10 protein-coding genes are annotated in these 19,861 nt (G+C 60.5%); 2 read left to right on the top strand and 8 right to left on the bottom strand.

What is annotated here, in order from left to right; all coding sequences use genetic code 11:
• Nucleotides 1-20: 20 nt before the first annotated feature.
• The 8 genes from VI215_00765 to VI215_00730 all read right to left on the bottom strand — a co-directional run bounded on the left by VI215_00765 (nucleotide 21) and on the right by VI215_00730 (nucleotide 15,980).
• A complete protein-coding gene (locus VI215_00765; protein ID HEY6190837.1) occupies nucleotides 21-2,894 on the bottom strand; it encodes a TonB-dependent receptor in 2,874 nt (957 codons plus the stop codon).
• Nucleotides 2,895-2,920: 26 nt separating this feature from the next.
• Nucleotides 2,921-4,630: a peptidylprolyl isomerase gene (locus VI215_00760; GenBank protein HEY6190836.1), complete on the bottom strand. Its 1,710-nt coding sequence runs from the start codon at nucleotides 4,628-4,630 to the stop codon at nucleotides 2,921-2,923.
• Nucleotides 4,630-6,453, bottom strand: coding sequence for a glycoside hydrolase family 13 protein (locus VI215_00755; GenBank protein HEY6190835.1), 1,824 nt, complete (start codon nucleotides 6,451-6,453; stop codon nucleotides 4,630-4,632). The genes VI215_00760 and VI215_00755 overlap by 1 nt, the downstream gene beginning before the upstream one ends.
• 312 nt (nucleotides 6,454-6,765) lie before the next feature.
• Nucleotides 6,766-7,884 carry a hypothetical protein gene (locus tag VI215_00750; protein HEY6190834.1) on the bottom strand — a complete coding sequence of 373 codons (1,119 nt, stop codon included), beginning with the start codon at nucleotides 7,882-7,884 and terminating at the stop codon, nucleotides 6,766-6,768.
• Nucleotides 7,871-10,303 carry a hypothetical protein gene (locus VI215_00745; GenBank protein HEY6190833.1) on the bottom strand — a complete coding sequence of 811 codons (2,433 nt, stop codon included), beginning with the start codon at nucleotides 10,301-10,303 and terminating at the stop codon, nucleotides 7,871-7,873. Before VI215_00745 ends, VI215_00750 begins: the two co-directional genes overlap by 14 nt.
• Before the next feature lie 13 nt (nucleotides 10,304-10,316).
• Entirely contained in the window at nucleotides 10,317-12,218 is a 1,902-nt protein-coding gene (locus VI215_00740) for a hypothetical protein (protein HEY6190832.1), read from the bottom strand.
• An 87-nt stretch (nucleotides 12,219-12,305) separates the two neighbouring features.
• Nucleotides 12,306-13,019, bottom strand: a complete 714-nt coding sequence (locus tag VI215_00735) for a response regulator transcription factor (protein HEY6190831.1) — start codon at nucleotides 13,017-13,019, stop codon at nucleotides 12,306-12,308.
• Between the two features lie 6 nt (nucleotides 13,020-13,025).
• On the bottom strand, nucleotides 13,026-15,980 hold the full coding sequence (locus VI215_00730) for a two-component regulator propeller domain-containing protein (GenBank protein HEY6190830.1): 2,955 nt from the start codon (nucleotides 15,978-15,980) through the stop codon (nucleotides 13,026-13,028).
• A gap of 265 nt (nucleotides 15,981-16,245) precedes the next feature.
• Here VI215_00730 and ugpC point away from each other — a divergent pair, with 265 nt between their 5' ends.
• Nucleotides 16,246-17,346: a sn-glycerol-3-phosphate ABC transporter ATP-binding protein UgpC gene (gene ugpC / locus VI215_00725; GenBank protein HEY6190829.1), complete on the top strand. Its 1,101-nt coding sequence runs from the start codon at nucleotides 16,246-16,248 to the stop codon at nucleotides 17,344-17,346.
• Nucleotides 17,336-19,798, top strand: a complete 2,463-nt coding sequence (locus VI215_00720) for a glycoside hydrolase family 31 protein (GenBank protein ID HEY6190828.1) — start codon at nucleotides 17,336-17,338, stop codon at nucleotides 19,796-19,798. Before ugpC ends, VI215_00720 begins: the two co-directional genes overlap by 11 nt.
• Nucleotides 19,799-19,861 lie beyond the last annotated feature (63 nt).

Genomic DNA, 19,861 nt, shown 5'->3' with positions numbered 1-19,861 from the left:
TGGGACCTTTCTTCACATTGCTAAAATTCGAGTTCTGCGCCGACCTGTATCTCCCGGGGTTCGGAGTAGTAATCAGGCCTGATCAGGTAGGCCTCGACGGGGTTAATTCTGCCTGCTCCCGTGATGTTCTCCGCGCCGAGGGCCTCGGGCGTCGCCGAGGCGCGTCCGGTCTGGCCGTAGACCGTCACTTCGTTGCGCCGGTCGAAGAGGTTGAACACCTTCAGGAAAAGGCTCAGATTCAGCGGCCCGATCCCGACGTTTTTGAACGCGCGCAGGTCGACCGTGTAGGTCGCCGGACGGCGCCTGCTGTTCGATTGCACGACCCGTGCGGCGTCCACCCCGCGCGCTTCCGCCTGATTGATGACCGGCGTGTAGGGAAGCCCCGACCCATAGCGTCCGAGCAGAAACACGCCCCAATTGTTACGGCCGCCCACCCCCATCGTCAGGTTGGCGGTGTGGGTCTGATCCCAGTCGAGGGGCGTCAGCGTCTCAGCCGGTTCTCTGTTCGCAACCAGCGCGGCCTGAGCGTCGTCGGGGTTCGAATTGACGCCCTCCGCGATCTGGAACGTATAGGAGAAAACCAGCGAGAGCAGATCGGTGGGACGTTTGTTCAGGGTCAGGGTGATGCCGCGGGTGTTGGCATAGTCCCGGTTCACGTACATCGTGTAGTACGTCGTGGCGGTGACCGGATCGCGCAGCGGAATTTGTGCGCTCGTCGTCACCCAGTCGCGCACATCCCGGTAGAAGGCGGTCACATCGAAGCTCAACGCGTCGGAGAGTTGCTGTTGCAGTCCGATCTCGTACATGACGGTCTTTTGCGCGTTGAGGTCGGGGTTGCCGTACACCCCCTGGACGCCGGGCTGCGTGGTCACCTTGTAGCCGGGGTTTTGGTAGAGGTTGATGAAGGACGGAATCTGGAGGAAGTGCCCGTAGGAAAAATGCATGATCCCTTTGTCCGTGATCGGGTACGAGATTCCAAAACGCGGGCTGACGTTGGACTTTTTCCCCGCCTTCCGGTACCAGTAGGTCATTCGCTGGGCAAGAACCGACGGATCGGCCTGCTCGGCGTCGCTGAACACCCCGTCATTGTTGAGGTCGACGCGGTGCTCGGGCTTCGCGGGGTTGAAGATGTTGGGGTCGTTCGGATCGGCGGGTATCAGGCCTCTGGAATTGAAATAGTCGTACCGGACGCCCAGATTCACGATCATCCGTTCATACTCCAGCTTGTCCTGCACGTAGGCGGAGAATTCAACCGGCTTCTCGGTATATTCCTGGTAGAGCGGGCTGGTGGGAGAGGGAATCGCCGGTATGTAATTCCCCTTCGCGTCGAACGCGGGGGCGACATTATAATCTTCAAGATAGAGACGGTGCAACTTTCCTTCGGCGCCGATTTTGATCTCGTGAAGACGGTTGACCTGGCTCGTATAGTCTATCTTCGCGTCGCGCGTCTCGGTCACGCGCTGGAAGTGGTGGAGATTTGTGCCGACAGAGTTGAACTCGTACAACCCCTTGTTCGCCAGATTCGGGTCGACGATGTACCTCGGGTCGAGCGGGTTCTCATAGAGATACTCCCTGAACCCCTTCCGGAAAAAGGCGAGGTTGATGGTGTAGAAGGAGGAGGAATTGAGCGTGTGGGTCCAGAGGGCGGAACCCTCATAGCCCCGGTCGTATTTCCGGACATCTCCGTCCGGGACAATCTGCCAGTCCTGCGAATAGTCCCGGTAGTCGATCTTGCTCGCCAACGCGTTCAGGCTCAGCTTCATCGTTCCGGTGAGCTGGTACGTCAATTTGCCCTGGCCGGAGATTCTCTCGCGGTCGTTCATCGAAACCGGGTTGTCGGGCAGGCGAAAACCGATGATCGCGCCGTTCGAGCCGGTCACCACCTTTCCGTTCAGGTCGAATGCCGGCGTTCCGTCGGGGTTGAGAACCCTGTCGCCGTACAACCATCCGTTGCTCTTCAGGTACCGGCCCGACGCGTAGAAGGTCAACTGCGAAATCCCCGGAACCGGTCCGCTGAGGCTCCCCTCAATATCCCGGTCGTCGAAGGGCCTGATGCTGTTCAGGTTATAGAAGAGTTCGTTGGGCGCCCTGTTCGCCGCGAAGAGCGCGGGATCCTCGTAAAAAATGCCGCCGTTATACCTCCACCCGTCGCCCGTGGCATACGAACCGGAGTAGGTCGAGAGGTTCCCATGGTACTCCGAGCCCCCGTCTTTCGTCACGATGTTGATAATTCCCGACATCGCCTGGCCGTACTCGGCATTAAACGTACCGCTGATGACCTGGAGCTCCTGGACGGCGTTGTTCTCGACCTGGACCGCCTGGTGCCCGTCATACACATCGGAGACGGAGACGCCGTCGACCCAGTAGGCCACCTCGCTCGTCCTCCCCCCCCGGATATGGATGCCTCCCCCCGGATCGACCGTAATGCCCGCCTGCAAGGCGAGGACCTGCGAGACCTCCGAAACCGGGAGCGTATGGATCTGGCCCGCGTCGATGTGGGCTTCCGAGGAAGTCAAATCTTTCCGGACAACCGGACGCTCTGCGGTGATGACGATCTCCGGGGAGACCTCCACCACCGTGGCGCTCATTTCAAGATCGAGCGTGCTCGTCAAATCGACTGAAACCGCGAGGTCGGCCACGGTCTTCTTCGCGTATCCTATCGCGGAAGCTATGATGGTATGCGACCCGGGAGGGACGTTGAGGATCGCGTAGTATCCCTCCAGGTCGGTCGCGGCTCCGAGTGAGGTTCCCTGGACCAGCACATTGACCCCCGCGAGCGCCTCCTTCGTCTGCGCGTCCTTGACGTGTCCGACAATCTTGCCGGTCGTTCCCGCCAGCACCCCGCATGGGGCCAGTACAACGAGGAAAAGCATGATCGGAATGAAGTGTTTCATGGGGGAATGTCCTTACGCTTGGTTCCTCAATTGATCACAATATCGGCCAGCACGTGTTCGTGAACTGTCGTGCCCGGCCTGGTCCGAAGACGGGCCACTGCCTGTTGAAAAGCCTCCTGTTTTTTCAGAAAGAGGAGGCCTCTGATGACGGCATCGCGGGCCTCGGAGAATGTCATCGGCCTGCCGGTCCGCTTCGCAAGAATTTTGAAAACGCCGTAATACGGATCGACGCGCTCCGGCCCGACCACATCCCCCTCGCCGGCATTGAAAAACTTGTCGCCGAGAATTCCGAAGGAGGACTTGGTCCCGAATCCCAGTTCCCCTCCCCGCTTCGCCGCCCAGAGACGGATCGATTTCGTCCGGGCGAGCCCTGCAAAGTTCGCGCCCTTCTTCAGCGCTCTGAAAACGGAGCGCGCTTCCGCCTCCGTCCGGACGAGGATCTCCCCGACATTGACTTCCGGGGGGATCGCATACTGGTCCGCATGTTCCTTGAAGTAGTGCATCAGCTCTGCCTCATCCCAACCGCGGCTCCCGACGGTGTCCTGAACAGACGACGCCCACCTGCGGAGAAAGTACTCATCGCCGACCCGCCTCACCTGGCGGACCACGTCGGAATCGGCGGCGAGGCCGGCAGCGCCCGCCCGTTCCAACAGAACCTCCCGGGTGGCGAGACCGGTCGCGACCGTTTTCAGGTCTTCGATCGTCTTCACTTTTTTTCGTTCGCGTTCCGTGGTTCCCGCCAATTTTCTCAGAAATTCTCCCGCGTTCCATGACCCGCCGGTAAATGTCATGAAGGGCCTCGCGGCGAGCGTATCGGCGGGTGCTGATACTTCCGGCAAACGCACAGGGGGAGAGACGCCGGAATCCGCACGCAACCGACCGAACAGCGCGATGACGACCGGCTCGTTGAACCGGGGAGAGAGCTCTTCCCCGATCTGCCGTGTCGCGCCGGTGAGAAGGGAAAGCACCTTTCTTCGCCGCACCGACTGCGTGAGCTTCTCTTTCGCGGCGGCGTAATCCTGTTCCGAGGCAAGGGGAGCTTCAATCCTGTCGTCCACTCTCACAATCCCGAAACCGATTTTCATCTTCAGCGGGTCCGAGATGCCCCCGACAGGAAGCGAAAACGCCGCCTCCTCCAGCGCCGGCTCCATCTCGCCCCATCCGAAGTAACCGAGATCGCCGCCGTTGTTCGCCAGGCCCGGGTCCTGGAAGACCTCCCTGGCGAGCGAGTCGAAGGTGGCGCCACGCTCCACTCGCTCCTTCAGGCGCCATGCTTCATCCTCCGTCTTCGCATAGAGATAGCGCGCCCTGACCTTGCTCCTCGACCTTCTGAACTCATCCTCGAGCTCCTTCTCCGTGACCGCCATCGTGTCGAGGCTGATATGCCGGGCGTATCCCATCACGAGCGCCTCATTTCTGACCTGCGTCATTCTCGCCACCGCAGCGCTGTCGGCGTCCATCCCGGTCCGGTGAAGATCGTCAAAGATCAGCGCCTCGTTGATCATGTTTTCCAGTATCTTTTTCCGGAGCAGAATATTGTCACGGGACGACGTTCCCGAAAGGTATGCCGCATAGCGTGTCCTGAACTCTACCGAAGAGATCGCACGGCCGGCCACTTCCGCGACCACGTCCGGGTCCTCCCCACGGCACCCCGCTGTGAAAAGGGCCGGCAGGATGCCGGAGAGCGAGCATGCGAAGAGGAGCCAGGCCCCCGGTATGGCCCGGGCGTGGGCCACTAGCGGACGGGCTCAAGGACCGCTCCCGTTTTGGGCGCAAGCTCGACGCCGATCTCGCCATTCGAGTTCGAGGTGCGTGTCGAATCAAGAAGATTGACCCAATCTCCGGACGGGGCATCCCCCGGGAGAGGTATGTTGGCTTTTCTCCTCGAGGCCGAGTTGTTGACCACGACCACGGCATGCTTCCCGCCGGCGGACCGCATGAACGCGAAGACGTCGTTGGAATCGTCCGTGAGGAGAGTCACGACCTCCCCCTCCATCAGGGCATCGCTCCCTTTCCTGATGGCGATCAGCTTTTTGTAGTAATCGAAAAGCGGAAGATTGACGGCATTCTTGTCGGCACTCCTCGGAATCCCAAATGGATGTCCCGTTTCGTCGTCGTATGCCAGGTCGCCCCAGAGCATCGGCTTGCGGTCGTCGGGATCGTCCCCACCCCACATTCCCACCTCGTCGCCGTAATAGATCATGGGAGCCCCCAGGTACGACATTTGAAAGAGCGCCATCAATTTTTGAATTTGAAGCTCATCCTCCCGGGGTTTGCGGGGGTCATAGGTCCGGCTGTCATGCAGGCCGACGTTATGATCGTAGGGAAGATCGGGATTCACGATTCTCGATTCAAGCCGGTCGGTGTCATGGCTGTCAAAGAGATTCATCAGGACGCCGTTCGCCTCCGAAGGGTAATCGGCCCTCAGACCGGCAAGCCGCCGGTTGAACTCGGAGACGGAGATTTTGTCCCTCCTGTCGACGAAGAACCTGCACGCCTCGCGCGCCCAACGGTAGTTCATCACCGCGTCGAACATGTCGCCGTGGAGCCAGGGAGCCGCGTCGAACATGACGTCATTTTTCCAGTCCTCCCACCACACCTCCCCCACCAGATACGATTCCGGGTTGATCGCGCGGGTCCACGACCGGAGGTCCTTCCAAAAATCGAAACCGACCATGTCCGCCGCGTCGAGCCGCCAGCCGTCGACTCCATCGGACGGGTCGCCGTTCCCGTCGGGATCCATCCACCGGCTCACGATCGCGCGGATGTGAGCCCGGGGCCCCGGTGCCAGATTTTTTCCCACCTTCCGGAGCTCGGGCAATTCCCGAACCCCGTACCACCCCCCGTAGTCGAATTCGTTCTCCGGCGTCGCCGGATCGTCCCACCGCTTGATGATGAACCAGTCTTTGAACGCGGACTGATCCTGGTTCCGTTTGACATCCTCGAACGCCCAGAACGTCATTCCCACATGGTTAAAGACGCCGTCGATGACGACCTTCATTCCCCGGCGGTGCGCCTCGAGAACCAGCTTCAGGAACAACTTGTCCGCCGCCGACCATTTCCACGTTTTCGGATCCGCCGGGTTTTCCGTCGCCCAGAGCGCCCGGTCTCCCTCCGGGTCGGGACCGAAATTGTTGTCGATGTGGTGGTACATGGATGCGTCGTACTTATGAAGCGAGGGAGACTCGAACAGGGGGTTGAAGTAGAGCGCGGTGACGCCGAGGCCGGAAAGGTACTCGAGCTTGTCGATGACGCCCTGCAGGTCGCCGCCATAGCGGCGCGCCTGGGCGTGGTAGTAAAATCCGTTCGTATCTGCGGCCTCCCAGGGCTGGAGCCGGTACCAGTCGGAAGTCCAGGGTGAAACCGACCATCGCGCCATCGAGTCGTGCGGCCAGCTCCCGCGGATGTCGGACACTCGCGGGTCGTTCGCCGTGTCGCCGTTCCGGAACCGCTCCGGAAAAATCTGATACCAGACCGCCCGCTTCGCCCATTCAGGCGCGTCGGCGGAGGACGGACGAGCGCCCTTCGCTTCGGAAATCGACGGCAAGGCCAGCAGCATTAAAATGGCCAGGGCGTGATGGTACACCGGAGGTAAGATGGTGGACTCGGCTTAAATTTAGCGTCAAAGTATATATTATTTAATGGAAAGTCAAGATACCGAATCGTGTGGCAGTCTCTTATTCTGTCATCCTGAGCGAAGCGAAGGATCTCGCAGATCGGAAAGGCTAGATCCTTCGTTCGCTACGCTCCCTCAGGATGACATATTCGATGAGTTTGCGGCACTAAAAGACGAGCCCCGCCGGCTCACTGCCGAACGGGGCTCCTCTCATGCCGAAAAGAGGTTTCGCGCACCTCCCTCCATTCACGGATCTTATCGAATCAAAACCATCTTCATCACTTTGGAGAATACCGATCGCACGTCCCGGTCCGCTTTTGCGTCGAGCCGGCAGAAATAGAGGCCGCTCGCCGCTCTGCTCGCGTCCCACTCCACACGGTACTCTCCCGGCTCCTTCACCTCGTTCACCAGAGTCGCCACCTCCTGTCCGAGGACATCGTACACCCTCAAAGTCACCAACGACAAACGAGCAACGGCGAATGACATCTTCGTTGACGGGTTGAACGGATTCGGAAAGTTCTGCCGAAGCGAGTACTCTTTGGGAATCGATGAGGCCGGTTTCGGCGTGTCTTCCGGGAGGGGAGGCATCGGCGGGCGTTCCTGAGTCTGTATGACCCTGATTCGGCCTGGACCGCCGGGCGAACCCGATGACGACAGGACGAGCAGCCCGGCGTCCTCGACCTTGACCCAATACGCCTTCCCCGGTTCGATGGTGGAGCTCGTCTGGTACGATCCCGCGTATCCGAAGAACGGGGTAGTGGCCATCCCCGGCGGAACGGAAGTAACGGCGACGACCGGAATCGACCGGGATACCGATCCGATCAGGTTCCAGCCTTTGGCGACGGCGACGGTGTCGGTCACGCGGGTGAACCCTTCAAAGAGAATGTCCGCCGCGGCGCTGAACCTGATCCAGTACCCCGCGCCGCCGCTCAGCGTATTCTTGACGACATACGACCCCTCGTATCCGAACGCCCTGCTCGCCGCAGTAGGATAAAGGATGGACTTGTCGTAATTGCCGACGCTGAGAGGCACGGAAATCAGATTCCATCCGGCCGGAAGAGAAATCGAAACGGTGAGGCTTGTTGCCGTGTACCCGAAGAAAAAGCCGCTCCCCAGGTTTACGCCACCACTGTCGGCGCGGCCCGCAAACATTTGTCCCGCCAGACCCTCCACGGCGGAGCTGTCTGACTGACCTGCCTGATAGCCGGTTGAAAACCCCGACCAGATGAGGTTGCTCCCCTGTCCATGCGCCGGGGCGGCAGCGAGGACAAGCGCGAGCAAGGTTGCCGGCAGGAGCCTCATGCGCCGGCCCCCGGGCGGCAACCCGTTTTCACCCATGCTCCGGCGGTCGGACCCTGCATCATCGAATCTCAACGGCTCCTCCCCATGCCACAATCCAGCCCCGCCGGCTGAGTATCATCCCGCCCTGATTGTAGACCCCCGTCTTGATGTAGAGGTCTGTCCCGTTTCCCTGTGCGTTGAGCCCATCCTGTATCGCCTTATACGGGTTTCCGAGCGTCCCGTCTCCGGTGATAGGGTTGCTCTGATCGACGTAGATCGCGAAGCGAATCCGCGTCCGGAACATCCCGCGGCCATAAGTGGCGGCCATCAGATAATCGGAACCTTGCCAGAACAACTGGCTCACCTCGACATTCGCCGGACCCTCGTTCCATCCGTATAGCGCTGTGAAGCTCCAGCTGAGACCGCGGTTTTCGGAGGCGAAAACCCCGAGGTCCGTGCCTGCATACATCCAGTTTGAATTCAGCGGGTGAATGCTGACGGTATTGACCTGGATGGCGGGTAGGTCGTCAGGAGCCGTTCCGGACCGCATAGACCATGTGTTTCCGCCGTCTTCTGTCAGCCACACACTATTACTCATATAACCCCCGTAGCTCACCAGGACCACCGGATTGCTCGAAGGGCTGATGGCAATCGACGTAATCACTGTTGTGGGCCGCCCCCCGCCCGGGAAATCAGTCCAGGTTGCGCCGCCGTCCGTTGTCCGGGAGAGCTGGCCGTTGGTGTAACCGGCCCAGATGAGGTTTGGATTTCCTCTGGCCACATCGAGCGCCGAGCAATTCGGCGAGGTCACGACGGTCCCGCGAAACTGACTCCAATTCTCGGCACGGTCTGTGGTCTTCCAGAGCCTCGCGCCGCCCCAATACAACGTGCTGGAATTGTTCGGATCCATCACAAGCGGAGCCACAAACAGCGCGCTGGTTTCTGTGAGCCCGTTCTTCTTTTGGAAGTAGGTGTGGCCGCTGTCGTCGCTGCGGGCGATTGAACCATATGTTGCCTCCGCGTAAACCCTGGCTCCATTTGCAAAGTCGACCGCCACCGCCGTGCCGTCCCCGCCTGGAGCCGTACCGCCGGCTCCGAACCAGTTCTGGGGGCCTCGACCCGGCGTGGTTTGACTGCGGTCGTTATCCTGTGCCGCTCCTGCGAGCAAACTGCCGTCGAGCGCGACGGCACCCCCGTAAAACTGCGTAATGCCCAGGTTTGAAGCAAGATTCGTCCATCCCGAGGAGACGGTTGCCGACAGGATGTCAGCGGCGCGGAACACGCCACCATCACAGCCGACATAGACGATTCGATTGGATGATCCGTTATAATCAGGATGCTGCACGATCGTGTGCATATCGGCGTGAACATCGCGGGTGGGCACCTGCTCTCCATCCCCGCCGATATTTGTAAATGTAGAACCGCCGTCCGTGCTGCGCTGCAGGTTCCGGCCTCCGGCGAGGATGATGCTGGAGTTCGTGGGATCCACCCACATGGCATTGTTATAATCACCCTGGAAGCCAAACTGAATTTTCGATTTTCGCAAGCCCCACGTCACTCCCGCGTCGGTTGACCGCCATACCTCTCCGCTATCGCGATCCACCATGTTCACGTAAATGTCATTGTCGGTGATCGAGAAATCCCCTTCGCACCGAACGTTAGCGTCCGGAAGCTTGTTCGCCGCTCCGGTGGTCTGCCGTGTCCACAGCGCGCCGCCGTCGGCCGAGAGGTAGAAATCGGTATGTGTCCCACAAAGCACCCGCGCCGGATTGGTGGGGTGGTACTTGACCTGGTAAGCCGTGACTCCCGAGAGGACGTTCGCCCACGAGCCACCGCCGTCAGTCGTCCGGTAGACACCGCCTCCTGCGGCTGCGAGGAGAGTATTAGAGATCGACGGATGGTGTGTCAATCGACCGACAAAAGAAAAGCCGGGGATCCTGGTACTTTCCAGTTGAGTCCACGATGCTCCGCCGTCCACACTTTTGAAGATTCCCGCCCCGGGGACATTTTGCTCTGCACCAGGTCCGCCCGCACCATTATTTTCTTCCCCGGTTGCAGCGTACATGACCGAGGGGTTTGTCGGATCCATCACGATGGAGGTGACATTCAGATTGGCCATGAAATCCGCAAGTGGATACCACCAGCCGCCCCCATTATCGGATCTCCAGATTCCGCCGGATGCCGCGCCGATGAAGACAGTTGCCGGATTGTTGGGATGAAACACGATCGTCCGGATTCTTCCGCCGATGTTCCCGGGGCCGAGCCATTCCCAACCGCCGATCCCCGCGTCCATGGCCTCCCGCGGCGTACCTTTCGTGAGCCGCCGCTTCATGTCAAGCTCTAGCCTGGCCTTCATGAGGGCATTCAACGGAATTTCCCCGTTCTCGTTGGCTCTCATTTGGAAACGGTAATGCATCCGCCCTTCGATGTCCTCTCCGGGGTTCTCTTTCTGCGCCCGGGCGACTTTAAGCCCGGTCAGCATGAACACGAGTATTATCACCGAGTGTTTCATCGCCATCTCCAGTCTACTGCAGGCTGACGAGAACGAGGACGAGGCCGGTCCCTTCGCTCAATCCTGTCATGGCCTTGCCGATGATCGAACCGTGGGCCCGTGTCCCGTCGATCGCCTTCATGGCACATCCCGGCATCGGCGACGTTGTCAGGAAATCGCCGGGCCGGATGGGAGAGTTAAGCGCTTCCGCCTTGCAGTAGACCCGCCCCGCGAGGGCGATCACCGTTCTGCCATCCATCACCCCCTGCTGGCGAAGAGTCACCCCCGGCTCGATCCCGCCGGCGCCGCTCACGATCCCTGCGACTCTGGGGTCGTACGACGACACGCTCGGTTTGAGTTTCCCGGGATGCTCTTCGTCGATGATCATGACCATGCCCGGCTCGATTGATTCCACCGGCTGTTCGGTCTCGAAGGGCTCGGCGAGGTCGGAACCCCCGAGGATTTGAAGCGTCTTGGTGGCGGTCTTCCCGACAAAGTATGCTGCCCATCCGTTGGTATTGGTGTTTTCGCCGAATACGCCCACACCAACCGGACTATTGCTCCTTCCCCATACTCCACGGCCGGCGCCGCTCGTCGCGAAGTTCTCACCGACGACTCCGTTTCCGTCCGGACTTGCCGTCGTGCCGTACACTCCGCGCCCGAGTCCCGTGTTCGCCGTCGATTGGCCCCAGACGCCGATGGCGCCATTGCTGCCGGAGGCAAGCCCGAATACGCCGTACTGTCCGGCATCGCCGTGAACCCCGGTTCCATTCTGACTATATCCGAAAACCCCGCGCTGGCCGCCGGCGCCGTAGATCCCGAATCCGCCGTTTGACGTTCCGTACACCCCCGATGACTGCGGGTCGTCGTTCTTTCCCCAGACCCCCATTCCGTTTGCGCCGACGCCTTCGCCGATGATGCCGTATGCACCCGCCGCGTGGACATGGAGCCTTGCGATCGGGACGGTCAGCCCGACCGCGATGTTTCCATCGTTCGTAATCCGCATCCGCTCGGCATTGTTGGTGACGAATCCGACGGGCAGATTGGTATAGGTCCCGAGATATCCGCACGGAGTGCCGAGGACACCGGTTCCCAACCCGTCGCAGGCCATCTGCATGACCGCCGAGCCGTTGTTCGCTTCGAGCGAGTATGCCGCGTAGGAGGTGCCGCTTGTCGATGTGTTCGTGACGCGCGCCTGAACTCCCGAACCGGTGTTGTCCGATTTCTTCAGATGGAAAGGCCAGGAGGGAGAGCCGCCGATCCCGAGGTTCCCGGGAATGACGAGGGGAGATTTCAGATTAATGGTCGTGGTCGGCCCGGCAGGGTTTGTAATGCTGAGAGTATTATCGGTGTTTTGAATCGTACCGATGCCGCCTCCGCCTCCTCCGGAGGCCGTGATCGTGATCGTGCTTCCGTTGGCCGTCACCGAAGCGCCGTTTGCGCCTTCCAGGACGACGTTATCCGTGAGTGAATTCAGGCTCTTCACGACCTGCCCGCCGGCGATCTTCGCTCCAGTTACCGAATTGTCCGGGACGGCGTCGGCGAGATCCGCCCTGATGGCATCGAAGCTCGACCCGACCGAGCTGAGTTGAGTCCGGGGAGTTATCTCGGCCTCGGAGGCCACCTGTACGCCAAGCCAGTACTGCTGGTTGAACTTCAACCCGGGGGGAAAAGGCGTGACAGAACCGAGGACCGCGGTGAAAAGCCCTTTTTTTACCTCGAGAGATTGCCCTTCCGCCCAGACGATGGGGCCGCCGCCCGGGGCGATGTAGAGCCGGAACGTAAAGGGGTAAAAGCCGTTCGGACGCGGATTGCCGAACTGATCGGCAAGCACCCCCTGGTAGGAGAGCGTCCGCGGGATCTGAGCGGTCGCGGTCTGACAGACGAGAACGCCACAAAGAGAACCCGCGAAAAGAATAAGGCAACAAGTTTTCATATAGATTCCCTCAAAAGCAGTGATCCACCCTTGTATCAGGAAGATACGGCGGAAGAGGGAGATGCGTAAGTACGCAGTTGCGGTATTTTACAGGAGACGTTCTTTGAGGGCTTTCGCTACGGCCTCCGTGCGGCTCCGGACCTGCAGTTTGCCGTAGATATTGCGTAGATGCTTGTCGATGGTGTGAAAGCTGACGAATAAGCGGTCGGCGATGCGCTGCTTGGTCAATCCGTCGACGAGGAACGAGAGCACCTCGCGTTCCCGCGCGGTGAGGTTGTAGGCTTCGGAAGGTGAACGATGATCGGTAAAGAGTCCGAGAATCTTCTTGGCGACCTGCGGGCTGATCGGAGCGCCCCCTCCCAGGATCGACTTGAGTGATTCGATGATCGCCCCAAGCTCCGATCCTTTCAGAAGGTATCCCGACGCCCCGGCGCTGAGTGACTGGACGATGGTGTCGCTGTCCTCAAACACCGTGAGAATGACGACCTGGGTCGCGGGAGTGATTTCCCTCACCCTGGCGATGCCCTCGAGTCCGCTCATACCGGGAAGACCGATATCCATGAGGAGAATATCCGGGGGGATTTCGTTCCCCAGCGCGATGAGCGCGGATTCACAGTCCCGGTACACGCCGGAGCAACGGAACGCGTCGCTCATGTTGATGAGCTCGGCGAGCCGCTGGCCGAACCGGCTCTCGTCCTCCACGATCCATACAAGGGGAAAATCGTCTGTCACTCCGTCACTCAGAGAATGGTATCCCTGCGGGGCCGCCGCCGTCACAAGATACGGGGTAATGAAGCCCATGCGCAATCACGCTCTTGCGCCATTTTTTACATCGAGGATGACCGTGGTGCCCTCTCCGGAAGCGCTCCGCACGATGAGTGAACCTCCGAGCTGCGCGGCGCGGCGACGCATGCTGGTCAACCCGCTTCCGCTTCGGCCGGGGCCGGTATCGAAGCCTTTACCGTTATCGGCCACTTTCAGAACAAACGACCCGTTTCGGCGGATGATCTCGACGACGATCCGGGTTGCGGAGGAGTGCCTCACGATGTTGTTCAAGGCTTCTTTGTAGATGAGGAAGACGTTGCGCTTGAAATCGATGCTGAGGATGTCCGGTGAATCCTGGGGCGATACGGTGAACTCGCAATCCCTCTCACCGAGCAGGCCGGAGGCCACGTCCTTCATTTTCAGGACGAGATCGCCGAACCGGTCATGGGAAGGGTTGAGCATCCAGACGATGTCCCGCATCATCTCCTGCGTCGACCGGGCCACAACACCGATCTCGTGGATGTGCTCTTTGTCGGCGTCCGGCAGCACCGCGTTCAGCCGCCGTTCGAGAATCTGGGTAGAGACCAGGATTCCGCTGAGATTTGTCCCGACCTCATCGTGCAAATCGCCGGCGATCCGCGTCCGGAGTCGCTCGAGCTCCAACAGCCGCCCCACGCGGTAGCGGTAGGCGCGCCAGAGGGCAAGGCCCAGGAGCACGGTCGAAGCGACGATAAACCACCATTGACGGTAATACGGGGACGCAATCCGCAAGCGCGCCTCCGCGGGTTCGATGCTCTCGAGGCCGTCCGAAGAGATGGCGACGACCTCGAACGTATATTCGCCGGGATTGAGCGCTGCGTACGTGATCGCCCGTTGGCTGACCGGCCCGCTCCAGGCGTTGTCGAGCCCGATCAGCCTGTACCGATAGCGCATGTTTCGCTCGTCGGCAAATCCCAGTCCGGCGAACCCGATGGTGCAATGGTTCTCGTCGTGGGCAAGATCGGTGAGCTCGCCGGGGCTTCGCGGCCGGCTGTTGACGAGCACCGACGCGATGTGGACAAGCGGAGGAGGCGGAGAAAGCCTTGGCCGGTTGAATTCGAATGTCGAAAACCCTTGCGGAGTCGCCATCCAGAAGAAATCTCCCCGATGGATGCCGATCGCCAGAGGGTTCTGCCCGGCCAGGGCGTATTGAATGGGGAGCGGCTTCAACGTGGCCGACTCGATGCACTCGATTCCGGCATCCGTCACGAGCCAGATCCTGCCGTGGCGGTCGCTGGCGATCTTCCAGACCACGTCGCTCCGCAGCCCGGTCTTCCTCGAAACACTCTTGATGTTCCCTTGCGGATCGAGCCGCGCGAGTCCGCCGTAGCGAGTGCCGATCCACATATTTCCTCCCGCATCCTCATGGAGGGCCCGGATGCCTTCGTGAGGGAGTCCATCGCGCGTTGTGAAGAGACGGATCCGGTTTTCGCCTCCTTCTTCCGGTGAAGCCGCCCGGTACCGTATCAGGCCCCTGGTCCAAAGACCGATCCAGACATCGCCCTTGTGATCCTGATAAAAGACCTTGATCGCCGCACGGGGGAGGCCGTCCCTGGGCCCAAGCATGCCGGCACGAGATCCCGAGGGGACATCGGTGATCTCGATCGCGGTGTCCCCGACAGGCATCCAGCAATGATCATCTCGGTCCACAAACCACGCCGTTGCTGAGCGTTGGATGGGAACCCGGGCGAATTCGGCGAGCCTCACCGGGCCCCCGGGTGCTCGGATTATGCGGAAACCCACGAACCAGGCTCCAACCTGAGTTCGACCCCCAATCCAGAGCCTGCCATGATCGTCGGTGACGGGATCCCCTTCCCAACGGAAACCTGACTTCACCGCGAAGGGAGTTCGATCCCAGGAACCGTCCTTTCCCTGTGAAAGACGAATGACGCTTGAGTCCGTTGTTATCCAGACATCCCCGGCGAGGCCTGCGGATCCTCCGGTAACTCCATCGATCGGATCATGAACGATTCTCCGGTCGGAGACCTTCAGTATCCCGCGGGCCCAGGTGCCGGCCCAGAGGTTATCCTCCCTGTCGAACATCACAGGACCAACCCATCCTCCCGGCCGCAGATCCTCGATCAGGAACGGTCTGGCGCCGGGGAGGAACCGGCTCGCATCCGAGGGAATCGGCAGAAGTCCTTCAACGGTTCGAACCCAGATCCGGCCCAGCCGGTCGCAGGCGAGTGCAGCGGGTTCGCGCTGCGGCAACCATCCTGTCCAGAGGACCCGGCCCGCGAGGTCGACCCGGCAGATCTTTCCCTGGGCGCTCGTCAACCAGAGGGTCCCGTCAGAAGGCGAACCCACAACGGCATAGATATCCCCGAAATCGTGGAGAGGAACGGACAAACGCCGGGCGCCATCCATGGAAAAGAACAGGAGCTCGTCGCCAAAGCCCGCGACGATTTGCCGGCTGCCGGATGAATCCGAAAGTTCGATGATGTCACCCCGGTTGGGCGAGACCGAAGAGACAGCAAGGATGCGGAGTGAACCATGTCTCAGCATGAACAGCGTATCGCTCATGATGAACCAGACGCAAGCCGATCCGTCGGCGTGGACGGCATTCACGTTTCCTTCGTGCGTCAGTCGCCTGAAGCCGCCGTCCTCGTATTCGCACACGCCGCCGGCGATCGTGCCGGCGATCAGCGCTCCGGGCTTATCCGGGCGCTCGCAGATCGCAGTCACCCAGTCGTTGGGCAGTCCGTCGGACGTGGAGTAGGTCGTGAACCCGGAGCCGTCGTACATCGAGAGTCCCGACTTCGTGCCGACCCACAACCGGCCGCGTGAATCCTGGCAGAGGGCGGAGACGAGGTTCGAAGCGAGTCCGTCCCGCATCGTGTAGGGTTGGAAATTCAGCGTCGGCCCGGGGGTGGCGGAGTGAAGGGGAGCCAAAAAGAGACCCTGGACGAGGACGAGCCGGACTGTCGTTCGGAACGATATGGCAACATGGCGGGTCACTCCGGACAAAGTACGTTTTCAGGTACAGAATTTCAAACCCATCCGGAGCTCACCGGATTCGGGCTCGTGACTCGCTTTCAACGAATATGTCATCCTGAGGGAGCGTAGCGACCGAAGGATCTCATCTTTCCGTTCTGCGAGATCCTTCGCTTCGCTCAGGATGACAAAATGGGACACTGCCGGATTCCGCCCCGGGGTTGAGATTGCCCCGGAGACTCCGTATATTGGCGGAAGATTTTCACCCCCACAATTGCCACCCCGCCCCATGGGAAGTGTACGCTTAGAAAAGGTTTTCAAGCGGTATGACCGCGGCGCGCCCGTCGTCAAGGATTTCAATCTCTCCGTGCCGGACAAGGAATTTGTCGTTCTTGTCGGCCCCTCCGGTTGCGGCAAGTCGACCACGCTCCGGATGATCGCAGGGCTCGAGGAGATTTCGGAAGGAAGCATTTATATCGACGACCGGCTCGTGAACGACGTTCCTCCGAAAGACCGGGACATCGCGATGGTCTTCCAGAACTACGCGCTCTACCCTCACATGACGGTCTACGACAATCTCGCGTTCGGACTGAAAATGCGCAAGTATCAGAAAGAGGATATCAAGGAACGGGTGAACCATGCAGCGCAGATTCTGGGGATCCACGAGCTGCTCGACCGGAAACCCAAGGCGCTCTCCGGCGGGCAGCGGCAACGCGTTGCCCTCGGCCGCGCGATCGTCAGGCAACCGAAGGTGTTCCTCTTCGACGAGCCGTTGAGCAACCTCGACGCGAACCTGCGCGTGCAGATGCGCACCGAGATTTCCCGCCTTCACCACCGGCTCGAAACAACCATGATCTACGTGACGCACGATCAGATCGAAGCGATGTCGATGGGAGACCGGATCGTCGTGATGAAGGATGGGATCGTTCAGCAGGTCGATTCTCCGCTCGGCATCTACAACAAGCCCGCGAATCGTTTTGTGGCCGGCTTCATCGGGAGCCCCACGATGAACTTTTTCGAGGGGTCGCTCACGGGCGAAGGCGGAAGTTCGTTCCGGATGGCCGAGGGGGGCGTCTCCCTTCGCCTTCCCGGGGCCGGCGCAGGGCGGTTCTCTAAAGGAGGCGCGCAGGAACTTACGCTGGGAATCAGGCCCGAGCACATCGCGGCGAAGCTCCAGAACACGGAGAGCGTGAAGGTCCCCGTCCGGATTGAAGTCACCGAGCCGCTCGGGAATGAGATCTTCGTTTATTTTACGATGGGGTCTTCCTCCGCGCAGCATGTCGCGCGCATCCCCGCCGATATCCAGCCCGCGGCGGGCAAGGAGTTCGACCTTTACTTCGATACCTCAAAGCTTCACTTCTTTGAGAAGGCGTCGGGAATTGCGATGTAAGCGCGGCCTGATCCTGATCGCAATGGCCACGGCTCCCCTTGTCCTCCCGCAGCCGGCCCGGTCTCAGTGGAGATCGATCGGCCCGGTCACCGGCGTCGACTCCGCGGTGCACGGGCTCCTGATTTCCGCGGACCCTGCGAAAATCCTCCTCGCGGTACTCGCCCCCGATATCGTTCGCATCCGAATGTCGCCGGACGGGAACTTCTCCCCCGACAGCTCATGGTCCGTGGTCGACCGGAATCCCGGCGACTCCCGTTTCACGCTCAGGGAAACCCCCCACGCGGTCGAACTCGCCACCTCCCGGCTGAAAGTCCGGGTGGAACGCTCGCCCTGCCGCATTTCATTTTACGATTCCGCGGGAACCCTCCTCAATGAGGACGACCCGGCGAAGGGGATGGGCTGGTCGGGGAACGAGAAAGCTTGCTGGAAGAGAATGCCGGCAGATGAGTCCTATTTCGGATTCGGCGAAAAAGCCGGCCCCCTCGGGAAGAAGTGGAAATCGATGTCGATGTGGAATTCCGACATCCCCGCTTATCACGCGGACACGGACCCGCTCTACGAGTCGATCCCCTTCTTTTACGGAATCCGCAACGGAACGGCGTACGGAATCTTCTTCGACAACACCTATTTCACCTACTTCAACATGGGGAAGGAGAACCCGGACCAGTACTCGTTCGGGGCCCTCGGCGGGGAGCTCAACTACTACTTCATCTACGGTCCGACACCCGCCGAAGTGCTCCGGAAGTTTTCCCGTCTCACCGGCACGATGCCTCTGCCGCCGAAATGGGCGATCGCCTACCAGCAATGCCGCTACAGCTATTACCCCGAATCGCGTGTGAGGGAGATCGCATCGACGTTTCGGAGCAAGAAAATCCCCTGCGATGTCATCTACCTGGACATCGACTACATGGACGGATACAGGTGCTTTACGTGGGACACGAACCGTTTCCCGGATCCGAAAAAAATGGCAGGGGACCTCGCCGAGGACGGTTTCAAGATCGTCACGATCATTGACCCCGGAATCAAGCAGGAGGCGGGGTACCCTGTTTACGACGACGGAATCAGGGGAAACCACTTCGTGAAATATCCCGGTGGGAACTATTTCACCGGAAGGGTCTGGCCCGGGACCTGCGTCTTTCCCGATTTCACGAGCCGCAAGACCCGCGAATGGTGGGGGACGCTTTATAAGGGGCTGGCCGAGACAGGGATCAAGGGATTCTGGAACGACATGAACGAACCCGCCGTCTTCGACGTCCCGACCAAGACCTTCGATCTCAGCGTCCTCCATGACGGCGACGGCGTCCCGAGCGATCACAGGAAGAATCACAACGTCTATGGAATGCAGATGGCGCGCGGGACTCGTGAGGGTTTGCTCAAACTCCGGCCCAACGAGCGGCCCTTCGTTCTCACCAGGGCGAGCTATGCCGGGGGACACCGGTATGCGGCGGCATGGACAGGCGACAACATCAGTTCCTGGGAACATCTCGAACTGGCGGTGCCGATGTGCCTGAACCTTAGCATTTCCGGACAGCCGTTCGTGGGAACGGATATTGGGGGGTTTGTCGGCGCGCCGGGTGGAGAGCTTTACGCGCGCTGGTTGCAGCTGGGAGTCTTTACTCCGCTCATGCGGACGCACACCGAAAAAGGCACCCCCGATCAGGAGCCATGGTCCTACGGCAATGCCTACGAGAAGATCAACAGGAAATCGATCGAGCTGCGCTACAAACTCCTCCCGTATATTTACTCGCAATTCTACCAGGCTTCGAAAACCGGAATCCCCCTGATGCGCCCTCTCTTCTTCGACTACCCGGGCGACAAGAATACGATGTGGGATGAGCGGGACTTCCTGTTCGGAGACGCGTTCCTTGTCGCTCCCGTCCTCTGGCCCGGGGCGACGAAACGGGACGTGCGGCTTCCTTCCGGTGTCTGGTATGATTATTGGACCGGCGAGAGATACGCCGGCCCCGGGATGGCGCGGGTCGAAGCGCCGATCGACAGGATCCCCCTCTTCGTGAAAGCGGGGTCGATCATCCCGGCGCAGCAGCCGGTGCAGTACTCCGACGAAGCGCCTGTCGATCCGCTCACGCTACAGGTCTTTCCCTCCCCGGCATCGCTCAGCACGATGTACGAGGACGACGGGATCTCTTTCGACTACCAGTCGGGGCAGTACTGCCTGAGGGCGATGGCCGCCCGCTCCGACAGCGCTCTGCATGAGCTTGTCCTTTCGGCTCCCGAGGGTTCCTACCGCCCTCCCCCCAGGAGGCTCGCGGTCGAATTTCACGCGGTGGCTTCGCCGCCGGGATCGGTAGCGGTCGACGGAGTGGACGTTCCGAAACTAAAAGGATCCAAACCCTCGCGGGAGCAGACAGGCTGGTCTTACGACCGGAAGGGAAAAATTCTAACGGTCCGTTGTGAGGATACTCTCGGCGAGATGCGCATTAGCGCGCGGTAGGCTGCGTCAAAGGGCACGCGACCTGAAGGTCGCGCCTACCGATCCTTCGGGCTTGGCAGGCGC

The organism is Bacteroidota bacterium (genome assembly GCA_036522515.1).
Taxonomy (GTDB): domain Bacteria; phylum Bacteroidota; class Ignavibacteria; order UBA10030; family SZUA-254; genus VBOC01.
The sequence above is the reverse complement of the archived record's forward strand: the minus strand, read 5'-3'. Positions and strand labels throughout refer to the sequence as shown.

Excerpts from the sequence above, each read along its gene's own strand:
- VI215_00735 (HEY6190831.1), bottom strand. The coding sequence starts at position 13,019 with ATGGGCTTCATTACCCCGTATCTTGTGACGGCGGCGGCCCCGCAGGGA.
- ugpC (HEY6190829.1), top strand. The coding sequence starts at position 16,246 with ATGGGAAGTGTACGCTTAGAAAAGGTTTTCAAGCGGTATGACCGCGGC.
- VI215_00765 (HEY6190837.1), bottom strand. The coding sequence starts at position 2,894 with ATGAAACACTTCATTCCGATCATGCTTTTCCTCGTTGTACTGGCCCCA.
- VI215_00755 (HEY6190835.1), bottom strand. The coding sequence starts at position 6,453 with ATGCTGCTGGCCTTGCCGTCGATTTCCGAAGCGAAGGGCGCTCGTCCG.
- VI215_00745 (HEY6190833.1), bottom strand. The coding sequence starts at position 10,303 with ATGAAACACTCGGTGATAATACTCGTGTTCATGCTGACCGGGCTTAAA.
- VI215_00740 (HEY6190832.1), bottom strand. The coding sequence starts at position 12,218 with ATGAAAACTTGTTGCCTTATTCTTTTCGCGGGTTCTCTTTGTGGCGTT.